This window comes from Halopseudomonas formosensis (genome assembly GCF_900115905.1).
In the GTDB taxonomy this organism is placed as follows: Bacteria; Pseudomonadota; Gammaproteobacteria; order Pseudomonadales; family Pseudomonadaceae; genus Halopseudomonas; species Halopseudomonas formosensis.
This window is the reverse complement of record NZ_FOYD01000002.1, coordinates 239,509-256,218: the sequence shown is the minus strand read 5'-3', so window position 1 is coordinate 256,218 and position 16,710 is coordinate 239,509. Positions and strand designations below refer to the sequence as shown.

The following is a 16,710-nucleotide window of genomic DNA, read 5'->3' as shown; positions in this document are numbered from 1 at the left end:
GAGTACCGGGCCGCCCAAATCGCGGCCCGGCGCAGGCCGTATTACATCCAGCCACGTTCCCGGTAGTAGCGCACGGCTCCGTCGTGCAGGGGAATGGACAGGCCCTCCTTGATCATTTCCTCTTCCTTGAGTTCGGCAAAGGCGGGGTGCAGACGCTTGAAGCGATCAAAGTTGTCGAACACTGCCTTGACCGTCTGGTACACCGCTTCCTCGGATACCTTGGCCGAGGTCACCATGGTGGCGCGTACACCGAAGGTTTCCACATCGCTGTCGTTACCCCGGTACATGCCGCCGGGGATGATGGCCTTGGCATAATAGGGATGCTCGGCAATGATACCGTCGATTTCCTCGCCATTGACCGCCACTATCACCGAATCAACGGTGGTGGTGGCTTCCTGAATCGAGCCGTTCGGATGGCCGGCGACGTAAACCATGGCGTCAACGTTGTTGTCGCCCAGAGCGGCAGCCTGCTCGGCGGCTGACAGTTGCGAGGCCAGGGCAAAGTCCTTGATGGTCCAGCCCAGTGCGTTCATCACCACATCCATGGTGTCGCGCTGGCCCGAGCCGGGGTTACCGATGTTGAAGCGCTTGCCCTTGAGGTCCTTGAGGTGGGTGATATTGGCATCGCGGCGGGCGACTATGGTCAGGGGCTCGCCGTGCAGGGCGAACATGGCACGCATGTCGGTGAAGGCACCGGCCTCAGCAAAGTTCTCCAGCCCCTCGTAGGCCTTGTACTGGATATCCGACTGCACCACGCCCATATCCATCTCGCCGCCGCGGATCGCGTTCACGTTGGCCACCGAGCCGCCGCTGGAGGGGGCATTGCAGCGCAGGCCATGGCTGTCGGTGCCCCGGTTGACCAGGCGACAGATGGACTGACCCACCACGTAGTAGACCCCGGTCTGGCCACCGGTGCCTATGGTGATGAAGTTCTGCTGGGCAACGGCGGGTGTCGAGGCGGTAGCGGCGTAACACAGAGCGGCGGAAAAAAGGTAGGTAAGTGCTTTCAAGCGCATGCGGTAGCTCCTTGTTCTTGTTCTGACCGCAGCGCCGCTGCGGTCCATCCAGCCCAAGTGTAGCCCAGCACGCCCCTGAATGCCCGGAGCGGCTCAGACCGGCGGCCAGCCGCCCATTTCCCGCCAGCGGTTGACTATGGTGCAGAAGAGTTCGGCGGTCTTTTCGGTGTCATAACGTGCCGAATGGGCCTCGCGCCCGTCGAACTCGATATCTGCTGCGGCACAGGCCTTGGCCAGTACCGTCTGGCCGTAGGCCAGGCCACCCAGGGTGGCCGTGTCGAAACAGGAGAACGGGTGGAAGGGATTGCGCTTGATGTCGTTGCGCTCCACCGCCGCGTTCAGGAAACCCAGGTCGAAGAAGGCGTTGTGTCCCACCAGTACCGCACGCTTGCAGCCGGCCGACTTCACCGCCTTGCGTACATGCTTGAAGATCTCGGTCAGGGCATGGGATTCACTCACCGCCATGCGCAGGGGATGATCGAGCTTGATGCCGGTGAACTCCAGCGCCGCCGGCTCGATATTGGCTCCCTCGAAGGGCTCGACGCGGAAGAAGGAGGTCTGATCCGGGTAGACCTGCCCGTCGTCATCCATCAGGATCGGCGTGGCGGCAATTTCCAGCAGGGCATCGGTGGCGGCGTTGAACCCGCCGGTTTCCACATCCACCACCACGGGCAAGAAGCCCCGGAAGCGATAGGCCATCGGCGACCTGTGGCCACCACCGGCACCCGCCCCTTCAATTGCATCGTTGTCGTAGTCGAACTCGCTCACACAGCGTCCTTAAATCGAAAGGGTCACAGGACCCGCCATTGAATGCTTTCACCGGCCCGCAGGGGTACCAGTTGCTGGTCTCCGAACTGCAGCGTCTCCGGAACCGTCCAGGGCTCGCGCACCAGAGTGATGGTGTCGGTGTTGCGCGGCAGACCGTAGAAATCCGGACCATGCATGCTGGCAAAGGCCTCCAGCTTGTCGAGCACGCCCAGCTGTTCGAAGGCTTCGGCGTACAGCTCAATGGCTGCATGGGCACTATAGCAGCCGGCACAGCCGCAGGCGGCTTCCTTGGCATGGCGGGCGTGGGGCGCGGAATCGGTACCGAGGAAGAACTTGTTCGAGCCGGAGACCACCGCATCGCCCAGCGCCTGCTGGTGACGCTGACGCTTGAGAATGGGCAGGCAATAGAAATGCGGACGAATGCCACCCACCAGCATGTGGTTGCGGTTGTACAGCAGATGATGGGCAGTAATGGTCGCGGCGATATTGCCGGGCGCGCTGCGCACGAAGTCCACGGCATCAGCGGTAGTGATGTGCTCGAACACCACCTTGAGCGTGGGGAAGCGTTCGGTCAGAGCCACCAGCTGCTGGTCGATGAACGCCTTCTCCCGATCGAAGATATCCACCTCGGCGTGGGTCACCTCACCATGCACCAGCAGGGGCATGCCCACCTCGGCCATGGCCTCCAGCGCCGGCCAGATCTTCTCCAGCGCGGTCACCCCGGAATCGGAGTTGGTGGTGGCGCCGGCCGGGTACAGTTTGGCGGCAATGGCCTGCCCCTGTCCGTGGGCCTGACGGATCAGCTCCGGGGTGGTCTGGTCGGTCAGATAGAGCACCATCAGCGGTTCGAAGGGCCTGCCCGCCGGGCGAGCCGCCAGGATCCGCTCCCGATACTCCCCGGCCTGTTCGCCATTGCGCACCGGCGGGACCAGATTGGGCATGATGATGGCACGGCCGAAGTGACGGGCGGCATCGGGCACGGTGTGCTGCAGGACTGCTCCATCGCGCAGGTGGATATGCCAGTCGTCCGGCCGGAGCAGGGTGATGCGATCGGTCATGGGGGGATGATTCCAGAATGTTTCGATGCTGCCATGCTACCGGAAAGCGCGTCGCTTTACACGCCGTGGCGGTCCATCGAATTTGCCCGGATCAGTCCGGTCGGCCTGTTACGCGAATGTCTCGCCCTCTATACTGCGCGTGTTTTTTCTGGTCAACCGGCCGGCTCAGGGACGCACCTCAAACACGGAAGAAGATCTGTTTCGTTGGACTGCACGGGGAAAATCGATGTCGCGCAATATAGTCGTTCTGGGTGCTGGTATGGTCGGCGTGTCCGTTGCCTGGCACCTGATCCGCAGAGGGCACGGGGTCACGCTGGTGGACCGTCGCGAACCGGGACGGGAAACCTCGTTCGGCAATGCCGGGGTCATCCAGCGCGAGGCTGTTCGCCCTTACGGGTTTCCCCGGGACATAGGCACCCTGCTGCGGGTTCTGCCCAATCGCCAGGTGGATATCCGCTACCGGCCGACGGGCATGCTGAATGCCGCGGTTCCGCTGTTCCAGTACTGGCTCAATTCCGGTGGCCAGCGCTACCAGCGTATCGTGCGGGAATGGGCATCGCTGATCCAGCGCTGCCAGCACGCCCATGGCCCCATGATCGAGGCCGCCGGTGCCTGGGATCTGGTACGCAAGGGCGGCTGGCTGGAGCTGTACCGGACGCGAAAGGCGCTGGAAGAGCGCGTTGCCGAGGCCAATGAGGACCGAGGCCGTTTCGGTATCGAGTTCGACGTGCTCGACGCACCACGGTTGCGTGCCCGCGAGCCATGGTTGGCGAAGGACCTGATCGGTGCCATCCACTGGACCCAGCCCTGGATGGTCAGCGATCCGGGTGCGCTGGTGCAGGCCTATGCCCGGACCTTCGTCGAGCAGGGGGGAGAGTTGATGCAGGCCAGCGTCGAGGATGTCCTGGAGGAGGGCGGCCGCTGGCGAATCCTGACCTCGGAAGGCGAGCTGCAGGCAGATCAGGTGGTCGTGGCCATGGGGCCGTGGTCCAGTCGGCTGCTGGCCCGTGTCGGCATCCGCGTGCCCCTGTTCGTCAAGCGCGGTTACCACATGCACTACAGCACGGGTGAAGGCGCCGAACTGAATCACTGGCTGATGGATGCGGAACGGGGTTTCATGATGGAGCCCATGCGTGCCGGCATCCGCCTGACCACCGGCGCCGAGCTGGCGGACCTGGATGCGCCGCCGAAATACGGGCAGCTGGCCGCGGCGGAGAAGGCGGCGCGGGCACTCTTCCCGGCACTGGGCGAGCGACTGGACCCCAGTCCATGGAAAGGCGCGCGTCCCTGCCTGCCGGACATGAAGCCCGTGATCGGGCCGGCGCCCCAGAAGGGCCTGTGGCTGGCATTCGGACATGGGCACCAGGGCTTTACCCTGGGACCGGCTACCGGCGAGCTGCTGGCGCAGATGATGGATGGGGAGACGCCGGCCATCGACATGGCGCCGTTCGCGGTGCAACGTTTCCTCTGAGGGACACGCCCGGTGTCAACCGGAAACCGGGTCCTGCAGCCGCAATGAATGCTCGCGAAACGCCGTCGGACTCATGTTGGTCCAGCGGCGAAAGGCGCGGGTGAAGCTGCTCGGATCGAGAAAGCCGAGTTCGAAAGCGATGCGCCCGAGATTCAGGCGGTTCTCCTGAATCAGCTTGATTGCCAGCTCCATGCGCACCTCGTCCAGCAGCTTCTCGTAGGTGGTACAGGCTTCGCTCAGCTTGCGTCGCAGGTGACGCGGACTGACGTTGAACGGCTGGGCGACCAGTTCTTCGGAAATGTCCTTCTCCGACAGCAGCACGCGAATGCGTTGCTTGACCTGTTCGGCAAAGTCCACATTGGGCAGATCCTCAAGCATGTCCTCGAGGGAGGCGTCCAGTCGCTTGAGCAGAAAGGCATCGCTGTCCGGCAGGCGCGACTGCAGGGCCAGGCGACTCATGCGTATGGATACCCGCTTGCTGCCCAGGCGCACCCGGGTACCCAGGATGTCTTCGCACTGCAGGCGGGTGTCGTTTTCCCGGTTCAGACGGACTTCGGTAATCAGGGGCAGGGTGTCGTTGCCCAGCTCCCGCCAGGACGCGACGCAACGCGCCACCAGCGCCTCGATCTGCAGCGGGTGGGCGGCTCCCTTGGGCTCGAAGTAGGCGGTGAGGTAATGCTCGTCTTCCACCGAGTACAGCTGTATCTGGGTGCTGAATACCTGAATGAAGCGCATGACGCGCTGGATGGCATCCCCGGCGGTCGGGCTGGAATGGGCAGCCAGGTTGAGCAATTGCATGGTGGGAGTGGAGAAGTTGACACCCATGCGCAGACCGAAGCACTCATCCCCGCTGAGCGTGACCGCGCAATACCAGAGCCGGTTCATGTCGGTCTGGCTGATGTGGCCCAGGCTGAAATCGCTCGGGCTTGCATAGCTGAGCAGATCTTCGGGCAGCTGCTCAACCAGATTCCTGCCATAACCACGCAGGGCTTCGATGATGCCTTTGGCCCAGAGGGCTCTTTCCTTCAGGCGGTGACACGGCAGTGGAGGATGGGTAGCGGGCATGCCAGTCGTCCTTATTTATTATTTTTGTAACGGCAGTTTTCTGTTCAGGCCAAGATAGATGAATGCCGGCCATTATGCAAAAATTCACAACAGACAATTGCAGGAATATAGCGGCGATAAATCCATCACATTCAATCCCTGAATGTCCGGCCCGGCCAAGTGATCGGTCCGATGAAGACAAACCGGGCAAATGCTCCATGACACACTAATTGCGACCGTCTGGCTCCCAAGACAGCCGGGGGTTTGGATCCAACCTAATGGAGCAGCACAATGACAAAAACAAAGCATGCTTGGGCGCTGGCCGCACTGCCTCTCGCAGTCGGGCTGGCCAGCTTCAGTGGCACGGCACACGCAGTAAACTTCAATATCGGTGCAATCGAAGGGCAGCTCGATTCCCAGATGTCCATCGGGGCCAGCATGTCTATGGCGAACCCGGACAAGCGCTTCATCCACGTGGATACAGCGATTGACGGGGTGAATCAGGGGGGGCAGGCAACAGCCCGGACATCGGATGATGGTCGTCTGAACTACGAGAAAGGCGATTTCTTCTCCAAGATCTTCAAGGGTTCCCATGACCTTGAACTGCGCTACGGTAACTCCGGTGCCTTCCTGCGTGGCAACTACTGGTATGACTTCGAGACCAAGGACGGAAGTCAGCGTTTCTATGATATCGACGACTCGGGACGTCATCCGCTCCAGAAAGGGGCCGGTGTCCAGCTGCTTGACGCCTTCGTCTATCACAACTACTTCATCGGTCAGAACCCGGGTAACGTCCGTCTGGGTCGCCAGGTGGTCAGCTGGGGTGAGGGTGTCTTCATCCAGAACGGCATCAACTCCATCAACCCGATCGATGCTTCCGCTTTCCGCCGCCCGGGCGCCGAGCTGAAGGAAGGTCTGCTGCCTGTCGAGATGCTGTATCTCTCTCAGGGCCTCACCGAAAACCTCACCGTGGAAGCTTTTTACCAGCTGAAATGGCGCGGCACCATTGCTGATAACTGCGGCACCTTCTTCTCCACTTCTGATGTGGTAGGCCGCAACTGTAATGATCGTCTGGTCTTTGCTGGCGTGGATCTGCCCCATGGCGAGCAGCCCCCGGGTACCTATATCGCCCGGGTCCACAAGGACAAGGATGCCAGTGACAGCGGTCAGTTCGGTGTGGCCTTCCGCTGGTTCGTGCCGGCGCTGAACAACACCGAGTTCGGTTTCTATGCGCTGAATTACCACAGCCGGGGGCCTGTATATTCTAACGAGGCAGGCCTGGGTGCTGTGGGCGGTCCGCTGACCCCCGGCTACGATGGCGTTACTGCTGGTGGTGCCGGTTACTTCTTCGAGCATCCTGAGGACATCCGTCTGTACGGCGTCAGCTTCGGTACCGACATCGGGGGTACCTCGGTGGCGGGCGAGCTGAGCTACCGTCCGAACATGCCGCTGCAGATCAACACCGGCGACATGAGCCGTGCCGCGCTGCTGCTGGCGGCGGGACAGCCGGACAACACCCACCGTTTTGGGCCCGGTGAGATTGCGGCCGGTGACTACATCCCGGGTTACGAGCGCAAGGAGTTCTGGCAGGGCTCGGTCAGTGCCGTGCACTTCATCGACCGTATCCTGGGTGCCAGCCGTCTGTCTCTGATCGGCGAGGTAGGTTTCAACTACATCAGTGGTATCGGTTCCGGTAACGGCGAGACCAAGTTCGGTCGTGACTCCCTGTTCGGTCAGAGCCCCTTTGCTGATGGCACCTGTTCCTCTCAGGGCACTACTCCCAAAGCGGACAGCTGGTGTGAGAACGATGGCTACTTCACCGACTTCTCCTGGGGTTACCGTCTGCGCGCGGCACTGGATTACAGCAACGTGATTGCCGGTATCAACCTGAGCCCGAACATCGCCTGGTCCCATGACGTTGAGGGTTACAGCCCCAACTTTGTGGAAAATGCCAAGTCGATCAGCATCGGCCTGAACGCCGATTACGCCAACAAGTACAACGCCAGCATCAGTTACACCAACTTCTTTGATGGCAAGTACAACACTCTGGTTGATCGCGACTTCGCCGCTGTCAGCTTCGGCGTAAGCTTCTAATCAGGTTTTGGAGAATAACAATATGCAGATGCAGAAAGTCTTTGTAGGTGCCTGCGGTCTGGCGCTGAGCCTGCTGGCCAGTGCCGTTGCGGCGCAGAGCCTGTCCCAGTCCGAGATCAATCAGCTGGGCACCACCCTGACGCCGATCGGCGCGGAGAAGGCCGGTAACGCCGCGGGTACCATCCCCGAGTGGACCGGCGGTCTGCCGACCGATGCCGGTCAGAGCCTGGCCAACAACTTCCTGGAAAACCCGTTCAAGAATGATCAGCCGGAATTCGTGATCACTGCCCAGAACTACCAGCAGTATCGCGACAACCTGACCCCCGGTCAGATCGCTCTGTTCGAACGCTATCCGGAAACCTTCCGCATGCCGGTATACCAGAGCCGTCGGACAGTTGGCTTCCCGCAATCAGTCTATGACCAGGTCAAGCGCACCGCTGGCCAGGCCCGACTGGTCAATGGTGGTGACGGTGTGGAGAACGTCGAGCCGGGTTCCTCCTTCATCTTCCCGATTCCGAAAAGCGGGGCCGAGGTGATCTGGAACCACATGACCCGCTATCGTCTGAACGTGCATCGCTGGTACATGCAGGCCATGCCGCAGACCAACGGTTCCTACACCCTGATCAAGATGGAAGAGGAAGTCGGTTATCCGAACCTGATGCCTGACATCGATCCGGCCAGCATGCCCAACACCCTGCTGTTCTTCAAACAGCGGGTGAACGCCCCGGCCCGTCTGGCAGGTAACGTTCTGCTGGTACACGATTCCCTCGACCAGCTGAAGGAGCCTCGCATGGCTTGGGTATACAACGCCGGTCAGCGTCGTGTACGCCGTGCTCCGCAGGTAGCCTATGACGGTCCGGGTACCGCCTCCGACGGTATGCGTACCTCCGACAACTTCTCCATGTACAACGGTGCTCCGGACCGTTACGACTGGAAACTGGTCGGCAAGAAGGAAGTCTTCCTGCCCTACAACTCGGGCAAGCTGACCGAGCCGGGCCTGAAGTACGCCGACGTGCTGAAAGCCGGTCACGTCAACCCGGAACACACCCGCTTCGAGCTGCACCGCGCCTGGGAAGTACAGGGCAACGTCAAGCAGGGTCAGCGCCACATCTACGCCCAGCGTAACTTCTTCGTGGACGAGGACTCCTGGATGATCACCCTGGCCGACCACTATGACGGCCGTGGCACCCTGTGGCGTGTAGGTGAGGGTCACCTGTCCTTCAACTACAAGCAGAAGATCCCGGGTTACGCTCTGGAGACCCTGTACGACCTGCTGGCAGGCCGCTACATCGCTCTGGGCATGTACACCGAGGAGGCTTCTGCACCGCAGTTCGTCACTACTCCTCCGACCTACAACCAGTTCACGCCGGCCGCTCTGCGGGCTGCTGGGGTGCGCTGACAGGTCGCAGACCTTCCGTTTGGGTTTAAGGGGCATCTTCGGATGCCCCTTTTTTTGTCGGGTCGATCCTGGTTGCCGTTCCGAGCTACTATGCTCAGCTTTTGCTCAGAGCAACAGGAGTCGCCCATGGTCGCAGAGATATCAACAGCGCAGTGGATACAGGATCATCCGCTGATTCAGGAGCTGGTGGCTCTGCGGGAAGTGGCCTGGTTCAATCCGGCCATTGCTCCCGCCACTCTGGCGCTGGAAGACGTTGGTCTTACCCTTGAGGATGTGCGCGGGGCCAGCGATCGCCTGGCACGCTTCGCACCCTATATCGCCCGTGTATTTCCCCAGACCAGCGACAATGCCGGCATCATCGAGTCGCCGGTGCGCGCCATCCCGCGGATGCAGCAGGCGCTGGGTGAGCGTTACGCCCTGGGCCTGCCGGGTCATCTCTGGGTGAAACTCGACAGCCATCTGCCCATATCCGGTTCGATCAAGGCTCGCGGCGGTATCCACGAGGTTCTCCAGCATGCGGAGAAGCTGGCGCTGGAGGCAGGGTGGCTGAGCCTGGAGGACGACTACTCCCGGCTGGACAGCGATGAGGCCAGGGCCTTTTTCCGGCGTTACCGGATTGCGGTGGGCTCCACCGGCAATCTGGGCATGTCGATCGGCATCATGAGTGCCACCCTCGGTTTTCAGGTGACGGTGCACATGTCCGCCGACGCCCGTCAGTGGAAGAAAGACAGATTGCGCTCCCATGGTGTGACCGTGGTCGAGCATGCATCGGATTACAGTGTCGCCGTGGAGGAGGGCAGACAGGAGGCCGAACAGGACCCGGATTGCCACTTCATCGATGATGAGAATTCCACCAGCCTGTTTCTGGGTTACGCCGTCGCCGCCGAGCGATTGCGGCCTCAGTTGGCGGCTGCCGGTGTTACCGTCGATGCCGAGCACCCGCTGTTCGTCTATCTGCCCTGCGGTGTGGGTGGCGGCCCCGGTGGTGTGGCCTTTGGTCTGAAGCTGGTATACGGAGACGCGGTGCGGTGCATCTTTGCCGAACCCGTGCATTCGCCCTGTATGCTGCTGGGCGTCTACACCGGCCTGCATGACCGGATATCAGTGCAGGATTTCGGCATCGACAACATCACCGCCGCCGACGGCCTGGCCGTGGGGCGTCCGTCGGGCTTCGTCGGCAAGGCCATGCAGCGGCTCATCGACGGCTACTACACAGTCACTGATGAGGAACTCTATGCGCTGCTTGCCCTGCTGGAGCAGCAGGAACAGCTGCGTCTGGAACCCTCGGCACTGGCCGGCATGCCGGGCATTGCCCGGGTGCTTGAGGGACAGCAGGAATATCACCAGCGCCTGCGACTGACGCCCGAGAAACTGGCGAGGGCAACCCATCTGGTCTGGGCTACCGGGGGCAGCATGGTACCGGAGAACGAGATGCAGGCCTACCTCGACCGCGGGCTGGCCGAGCTCGCCCGTTAATGCGGCTCCACTCCCGCCCGGAGTACCGGCGCGGGAGTGACAAGGGGATCTACTCCACGGTTACCGACTTGGCCAGATTGCGCGGCTTGTCCACGTCGGTACCCTTGACCAGCGCCACATGGTAACTGAGCAGCTGCAGGGGAATGGTGTAGAGAACGGGCGAGATCACCTCGTCCACCTGGGGCAGGGCAATGGTGTCCTGCTGATCGCCGTCCTGTTGGATGCTCTCGCAGGCGAAGGTGATCAGTTGGCCGCCCCGCGCGCGCACTTCCTCCAGATTGGATTTCAGTTTCTCCAGCAGGCTGTCGCTGGGCGCCACACTGACCACCGGCATATCCTCATCCACCAGCGCCAGCGGGCCGTGCTTGAGTTCGCCGGCGGCATAGGCCTCGGCGTGGATATAGGAAATCTCCTTCAGCTTCAGCGCGCCCTCCATGGCGATCGGGTAGTGCGGCCCGCGACCCAGGAACAGCGCGTGATGCTTGTTGGCGAAGCGTTCGGCGAGTCGGGTAATGGCCGGTTCCAGTGTCAGCGCCTCGCCGATCACCCCCGGCAGGCTGCGCAGGGCCGACACGTTTCGCGCAACCTGTTCCGGGGCCTTGCCCCTGACCTGCAGCAGCGCTGTGGTAAGCCACAGCAGTGCCACCAGCTGGGTGGTGAAGGCCTTGGTGGAGGCTACGCCTATCTCCGGTCCTGCATGGGTCAGCAGACGCCAGTCGGCCTCGCGCACCAGAGAGCTGCCGGCGACGTTGCAGATGGCCAGAGTGGCGAGGTAACCCTCGTTCCTGGCAAAACGCAGCGCGGCCAGGGTGTCCGCGGTCTCTCCGGACTGGGAGATGGTGATCAGCAGGGTGTTGTCCGGCACTACCACGGTGCGGTAGCGGTACTCGCTGGCCACCTCCACCTGGCAGGGCAGCCCGACCTGGGACTCGATCCAGTAACGGGCCACCAGCCCGGCGTGGAAGCTGGTGCCGCAGGCGACAATGTGAATGTGACGGACGTCGGCCAGACGCGATTCGGCATCAGGACCGAGGATGGCAGTCAGCACGTGGTTGTCGCCCAAGGTGCCGGTCAGGGTATCGGCAATGGCCTGCGGCTGCTCGAAGATTTCCTTGAGCATGTAGTGGCGGTACTCGCCCTTGTCCATGCTCAGGGCCGCATGTTCGTACTGCTGGACAGGACGCTCGACCGGCTGTTCAGCGGCGTCCCAGATGCTGCAGCCGTTGCTGGTCAGCTGGGCGTGATCGCCTTCCTCCAGATAGCGGAAACGGTCGGTGACCTGTAGCAGGGCCAGCGGATCGGATGCCAGATAATGTTCTTCGCTGCCCACGCCGATAACCAGCGGACTGCCCATCCGCGCGCAGTACAGGGTCTCGGGTTCATCCTCGTGGATCAGCGCCAGGGCATAAGCGCCGTGCAGCTCCTTCAACGCAGCGCGGAAGGCAGCCAGGAGTGATCCGCTCTGGCGGTAATGTGCGGCGATCAGGTGCGCCACCACCTCGGTATCGGTTTCCGAGGTGAACACATAACCCATGTCACTGAGCCGGCTGCGCAGGACTGCATGGTTCTCGATGATGCCGTTGTGCACTATCGCCAGCTTGTCCGAGACATGGGGGTGGGCATTGTGTTCCGCCGGTTTGCCATGGGTTGCCCAGCGGGTATGGGCAATGCCCAGAGTGCCGGTGGCCGGCGCGTTCTTCAGGGCTTCCTCCAGCTCTGCGACCTTGCCGGCGGCCCGCACCCGCTGGATCTGTTCGGTGGCACTCATCACTGCGACGCCGGCGGAGTCATAACCGCGATACTCCAGGCGGCGAAGACCTTCAAGCAGGATGGGGGTGATATTGCGCTGAGCGATGGCACCGACGATTCCGCACATGTGTAGAGTCCTGTTGTGGGATGCGAGGTCGGCATTTTATCACCGGCCGTCGCGCAGCACAGGATTTATCTTGCGCTTCAGGATCCGGGGCTGCGCCGCAGCTCAGATTCTGAAGCGTGCCACCAGTTCGCTCTGGCTGTTGGCGGTGCCGGCCAGCTCGTCGCTGAGACGGGCGTTCTGCCGGGCCTGGGTGGCGGTCTGGTCGGAGAGCAGGGCGATGTTGCTTATGCTGCGGTTGATCTCCTCCGCAACGGCGCTCTGCTCCTCGGCGGCGCTGGCGATCTGCTCGCCCATGGCACTTACGCGGGAGATGGCTTCGCGGATCCTGTCCAGCGCCTCGTCGGCCTCGATGACATGGGCCACACCCCGATCGGCCTGGTCCTTGCCGGTGCGCATGGTGTCCATGGTGCGTCCGGTGGCCTGCTGCAGGTTGTCGATCATGCGGTGGATCTGTTCGGTGGAGTCGGCAGTCCGCTTGGCCAGGGCGCGCACCTCATCGGCCACTACCGCAAAACCGCGACCCTGTTCGCCGGCCCGGGCTGCCTCGATGGCCGCGTTCAGTGCCAGCAGGTTGGTCTGCTCGGCGATGCCCCGGATCACATCGACCACGGTGCCGATCTCCTGGGCATCACTGGCCAGACGCGAGGCCGCAGTGGCAGCTGAGCTTACCGCCTCGGACAGGCTTTCAATGGCGTCCCTGGCCAGCGAGGCGACCTGCTTGCCCTGATCGGCCTGCTGGTTGGCCATCTGGGTCGCTTCGGCGGTGCGGACGACGTTGCCGGCTACCTCCTGGCTGGCCGCGGCCATCTCGTTGATGGCGGCGGCGACCATGTCGGTTTCCGCCCGCTGACGCTCCAGCTGCTCGCTGGACTGGTGTGACAGTTCCCTGCTCCGGGTCGCCTGCTGACGCAGCTGCTCAGTGAAGTCATCGACCCGGCTGATGCAGGTGCGCAGCCGGGCCTCATGGCTGTACAGAGCCATTTCCAGGCGCCCCAGCGGACCTTCCTGATCGCTATACATCGGCGCCAGCAAGGGGTCGGCAATGTTGCTTTCGGCACTGCCGAACAGGCCGATCAACCGGCGGTCACGGTGCTGCTGCAACAGCAGTCCTATGGGCGCAGCCAGCAGGAGCGCCGGGATCAGGCCCAGCGGACCGGCCAGATAGACGCCTGCGCCACCGATGACACTGCACAGTGTGGCCGGCGCCATGGCAAGCAGCTGGCGATGCCAGTTGATCGGCATGCCACGGCCGCTGTGCAGGCGCGCATAGAAGGCAGTGGTACGCGCGATTTCTTCGGGGGTGGCCCTGACCCGCACCGACTCGAAGCCCACCACCTGATCCCCCTCGCGGATGGGCGTGATGAAGGCATTCACCCAGTAGTGGTCCCCGTTCCTGGCGCGGTTCTTCACTATGCCCATCCAGCTGCGGCCCTGCTTCAGATAGCTCCAGAGGTGGGCAAATACCGCCGGGGGGACGTCCGGATGGCGGATCAGGTTATGCGCCTGGCCCAGCAGCTCCTCCCGGGTGAAGCCGGATACCTCGGCAAAGGTGTCGTTGCAGTAGGTAATCACCCCCTTCAGATCGGTGGCGGTGATGAGACGCTGGTCGTCCCGAAGTTGTATTTCTTTTTGTGTAACGGGCAGATTCTTGCGCATGGCTTACCTGAACTTGGGTGGTACCTGAACTATGCTGATAGCTATCGGCTGCGGGTGATCTTGCTTTACCCGCATTCTGGACTGTTTTCTCAGGAGGTTACTGATGTCATCGCTCGATTCGTTGCAGACGGCCAGCCAGCTGCAGGTAGGTAACACCACCTACCGCTACCACTCCTTGCCCCGCGCGGCCGCGAGCCTCGGTGATATACAGCAACTGCCGGTATCTCTCAAGGTCCTTCTGGAGAATTTGCTGCGTCATGAGGATGGGGAAACCGTCACCCGCGACGACATTCAGGCCATGGCGGACTGGCTGCGCGAACGTCGCTCGGACAGGGAGATCCAGTTCCGGCCCGCCCGGGTTCTGATGCAGGACTTCACTGGCGTGCCGGCGGTGGTGGACCTGGCCGCCATGCGGGATGCGGTGGCCCGCGCCGGCGGCGACCCCCAGCGTATCAACCCGCTGTCACCGGTCGACCTGGTGATCGACCACTCGGTGATGGTGGATCGCTTCGGCGATGAGGTTTCCTTCCAGGACAACGTGGCGATGGAGATCCGCCGCAATGGCGAGCGCTATGCCTTCCTGCGCTGGGGGCAGCACGCTTTCAACAACTTCCGGGTAGTGCCGCCGGGCACCGGCATCTGTCACCAGGTCAACCTCGAGTATCTGGCCCAGAGTGTCTGGGCGGCTGAGAGCGACGGCGAGCAGTGGGCATTCCCCGACACCCTGGTCGGCACCGACTCCCATACCACCATGGTCAACGGACTGGGTGTGCTGGGCTGGGGGGTTGGCGGTATCGAGGCGGAAGCGGCCATGCTCGGTCAGCCGGTGTCCATGCTGATCCCCGAGGTGGTGGGATTCAAACTGACCGGCAAGCTGCGCGAAGGGATGACTGCCACCGACCTGGTGCTGACGGTGACCCAGATGCTGCGTCAGCGCGGTGTGGTCGGCAAGTTCGTCGAGTTCTACGGTGATGGCCTGGCCGATCTGCCTCTGGCTGACCGGGCCACCATCGCCAACATGGCGCCGGAATACGGTGCCACCTGCGGCTTCTTCCCGGTGGATGAGGTGACACTGGACTATCTGCGCCTGACCGGCCGGCCAGCCGAGGTGGTGGCCCGGGTTGAGGCGTACAGCAAGGCCCAGGGGCTGTGGCGTGAACCCGGCCATGAGCCGCTGTTCTCCGATACCCTGCATCTGGACCTGGGCGATGTGGAACCCAGTCTCGCCGGCCCGCGCCGGCCCCAGGACCGGGTGCCCCTGCCTGGCGTTCCTGCCGCTTTCGAAGAGCTGCTGGCAATGCAGCTGAACCCCGCCGGAGAGGTGGCCCGGCTGGAAAGCGAAGGGGGCGGTGGAACCGCAGTCGGAGGCAGTGTCAGTGAGGCCAGAGTCACCCTGGGTGGCCAGTCCCATGTGCTGCGCAATGGCTCGGTGGTCATTGCGGCCATCACCTCCTGCACCAATACCTCCAACCCCAGCGTGATGATGGCTGCCGGACTGCTGGCCCGCAAGGCCATCGAAAAGGGTCTGCAGCGGCGCCCCTGGGTCAAGTCGTCCCTGGCACCCGGATCCAAGGTGGTCACCGACTATCTGGAGCGCGCCGGGCTGACCACCTACCTGGATCAGCTGGGGTTCAACCTGGTGGGCTATGGTTGTACCACCTGTATCGGCAACTCCGGTCCGTTGCCCGATGAGGTCAGTCGCGCCATTGCCGAACATGATCTGGCGGTCTCCGCAGTGCTGTCGGGCAACCGCAACTTCGAGGGCCGCATCCATCCGCAGGTCAAGGCGAACTGGTTGGCCTCACCGCCGCTGGTGGTGGCCTATGCCCTGGCGGGGGACATCCGTATCGACATGATGAGCGAGCCGCTGGGTCTGGACCGGGACAACAAGCCGGTATTTCTCCGGGATATCTGGCCGAGCAATGCGGAGATCGCCGCCGCCGTTGCCCTGGTCGAGGACAGCATGTTCCGCAACCGCTACGCCGATGTTTTCACCGGCGACGAGCACTGGCAGGCCATCGCCACCAGCGGTGGCGACACCTATGCCTGGGACAGCCAGTCGACCTACGTGCAGAATCCGCCGTATTTCAACGGTATCGACAAGCCCCTGCAGCCGCTGCGGCCCATTGAGGACGCCCGGGTGCTGGCGGTGTTCGGTGACTCCATCACCACCGACCACATCTCACCGGCGGGCAACATCAAGGCCAGCTCGCCGGCCGGTGAGTATCTGCAGTCCCTGGGCGTCAGCCCAGAAGACTTCAACTCCTACGGCTCACGGCGCGGCAACCACGAGGTGATGATGCGCGGCACCTTCGCCAATATCCGTATCCGCAACCGCATGCTCGGCGGTGAGGAGGGCGGGGTGACCATCCATGTGCCCAGCGGAGAACGCATGTCCATCTACGATGCGGCCATGCGTTATCAGGCCGAGGGCACGCCCCTGGTCGTGCTGGCAGGCAAGGAGTACGGCACGGGATCGAGTCGTGACTGGGCGGCCAAGGGGACCAACCTGCTGGGCGTCAAGGCGGTGATCGCCGAGAGCTTCGAGCGTATCCACAGATCCAACCTGGTGGGCATGGGTGTGCTGCCACTGCAGTTTGTCGACGGGCAGAACGCCGCCACCCTGCAGCTGACCGGCCATGAGGTGCTGGATATCCCCGGCATCGACGACAATATCAGGCCCGGTCAGCAGCTGCGCGTGGTCGCGCGGCGCGAGACCGGCGAGCCGCTCGAATTCAAGGTGCTCTGCCGTATCGACACGCGCAACGAGGTGGACTACTTCAAGGCCGGCGGCATCCTGCACTACGTGTTGCGGCAGATGCTGGAGCCTCGGTAGGGCAGGGCGGCGGAGG

At 62.8% G+C, this 16,710-nt stretch carries 11 protein-coding genes; 5 read left to right on the top strand and 6 right to left on the bottom strand.

Annotated elements, in window-relative coordinates; genetic code table 11:
- Positions 1-41: 41 nt before the first annotated feature.
- From BM046_RS04200 to pyrC, 3 genes are all read right to left on the bottom strand, one after another.
- Positions 42-1,016: a TAXI family TRAP transporter solute-binding subunit gene (locus BM046_RS04200; RefSeq protein ID WP_090537297.1), complete on the bottom strand. Its 975-nt coding sequence runs from the start codon at positions 1,014-1,016 to the stop codon at positions 42-44.
- Between the two features lie 93 nt (positions 1,017-1,109).
- Positions 1,110-1,715, bottom strand: coding sequence for a ribonuclease T (gene rnt, locus BM046_RS04195; protein WP_407046224.1), 606 nt, complete (start codon positions 1,713-1,715; stop codon positions 1,110-1,112).
- A gap of 92 nt (positions 1,716-1,807) precedes the next feature.
- Entirely contained in the window at positions 1,808-2,842 is a 1,035-nt protein-coding gene (pyrC, locus tag BM046_RS04190) for a dihydroorotase (protein ID WP_090537292.1), read from the bottom strand.
- A gap of 226 nt (positions 2,843-3,068) precedes the next feature.
- On the opposite strand from pyrC, the gene BM046_RS04185 reads away from it, so the two are divergent.
- On the top strand, positions 3,069-4,313 hold the full coding sequence (locus tag BM046_RS04185; protein ID WP_090537290.1) for an NAD(P)/FAD-dependent oxidoreductase: 1,245 nt from the start codon (positions 3,069-3,071) through the stop codon (positions 4,311-4,313).
- 15 nt (positions 4,314-4,328) lie between these two features.
- On the opposite strand, the gene BM046_RS04180 is transcribed toward BM046_RS04185, so the two are convergent.
- Complete coding sequence (locus tag BM046_RS04180) at positions 4,329-5,378, bottom strand: helix-turn-helix transcriptional regulator (protein WP_090537288.1); 1,050 nt, start codon at positions 5,376-5,378, stop codon at positions 4,329-4,331.
- Positions 5,379-5,648: 270 nt separating this feature from the next.
- Here BM046_RS04180 and BM046_RS04175 point away from each other — a divergent pair, with 270 nt between their 5' ends.
- The 3 genes from BM046_RS04175 (at position 5,649) to dsdA (ending at position 10,326) form a co-directional block, all read left to right on the top strand.
- A complete protein-coding gene (locus BM046_RS04175; RefSeq protein WP_090537286.1) occupies positions 5,649-7,451 on the top strand; it encodes a DUF1302 domain-containing protein in 1,803 nt (600 codons plus the stop codon).
- 22 nt (positions 7,452-7,473) lie between these two features.
- Complete coding sequence (locus tag BM046_RS04170) at positions 7,474-8,850, top strand: DUF1329 domain-containing protein (RefSeq protein WP_090537284.1); 1,377 nt, start codon at positions 7,474-7,476, stop codon at positions 8,848-8,850.
- A 126-nt stretch (positions 8,851-8,976) separates the two neighbouring features.
- Positions 8,977-10,326: a D-serine ammonia-lyase gene (gene dsdA, locus BM046_RS04165; RefSeq protein ID WP_090537282.1), complete on the top strand. Its 1,350-nt coding sequence runs from the start codon at positions 8,977-8,979 to the stop codon at positions 10,324-10,326.
- Positions 10,327-10,375: 49 nt separating this feature from the next.
- Here dsdA and glmS read toward each other — a convergent pair whose 3' ends face one another.
- A complete protein-coding gene (gene glmS / locus BM046_RS04160; protein WP_090537280.1) occupies positions 10,376-12,202 on the bottom strand; it encodes a glutamine--fructose-6-phosphate transaminase (isomerizing) in 1,827 nt (608 codons plus the stop codon).
- Positions 12,203-12,304: 102 nt separating this feature from the next.
- Positions 12,305-13,858: a methyl-accepting chemotaxis protein gene (locus BM046_RS04155; protein WP_090537278.1), complete on the bottom strand. Its 1,554-nt coding sequence runs from the start codon at positions 13,856-13,858 to the stop codon at positions 12,305-12,307.
- 103 nt (positions 13,859-13,961) lie between these two features.
- Between BM046_RS04155 and acnA the strand changes: the two genes are divergently transcribed.
- A complete protein-coding gene (gene acnA, locus BM046_RS04150) occupies positions 13,962-16,694 on the top strand; it encodes an aconitate hydratase AcnA (RefSeq protein ID WP_090537276.1) in 2,733 nt (910 codons plus the stop codon).
- Positions 16,695-16,710: the final 16 nt, after the last annotated feature.

Coding starts and splice junctions, on each gene's coding strand:
- BM046_RS04200 (WP_090537297.1), bottom strand. CDS start 1,016: ATGCGCTTGAAAGCACTTACCTACCTTTTTTCCGCCGCTCTGTGTTAC.
- rnt (WP_407046224.1), bottom strand. CDS start 1,715: ATGGCCTATCGCTTCCGGGGCTTCTTGCCCGTGGTGGTGGATGTGGAA.
- pyrC (WP_090537292.1), bottom strand. CDS start 2,842: ATGACCGATCGCATCACCCTGCTCCGGCCGGACGACTGGCATATCCAC.
- BM046_RS04185 (WP_090537290.1), top strand. CDS start 3,069: ATGTCGCGCAATATAGTCGTTCTGGGTGCTGGTATGGTCGGCGTGTCC.
- BM046_RS04180 (WP_090537288.1), bottom strand. CDS start 5,378: ATGCCCGCTACCCATCCTCCACTGCCGTGTCACCGCCTGAAGGAAAGA.
- BM046_RS04175 (WP_090537286.1), top strand. CDS start 5,649: ATGACAAAAACAAAGCATGCTTGGGCGCTGGCCGCACTGCCTCTCGCA.
- BM046_RS04170 (WP_090537284.1), top strand. CDS start 7,474: ATGCAGATGCAGAAAGTCTTTGTAGGTGCCTGCGGTCTGGCGCTGAGC.
- dsdA (WP_090537282.1), top strand. CDS start 8,977: ATGGTCGCAGAGATATCAACAGCGCAGTGGATACAGGATCATCCGCTG.
- glmS (WP_090537280.1), bottom strand. CDS start 12,202: ATGTGCGGAATCGTCGGTGCCATCGCTCAGCGCAATATCACCCCCATC.
- BM046_RS04155 (WP_090537278.1), bottom strand. CDS start 13,858: ATGCGCAAGAATCTGCCCGTTACACAAAAAGAAATACAACTTCGGGAC.
- acnA (WP_090537276.1), top strand. CDS start 13,962: ATGTCATCGCTCGATTCGTTGCAGACGGCCAGCCAGCTGCAGGTAGGT.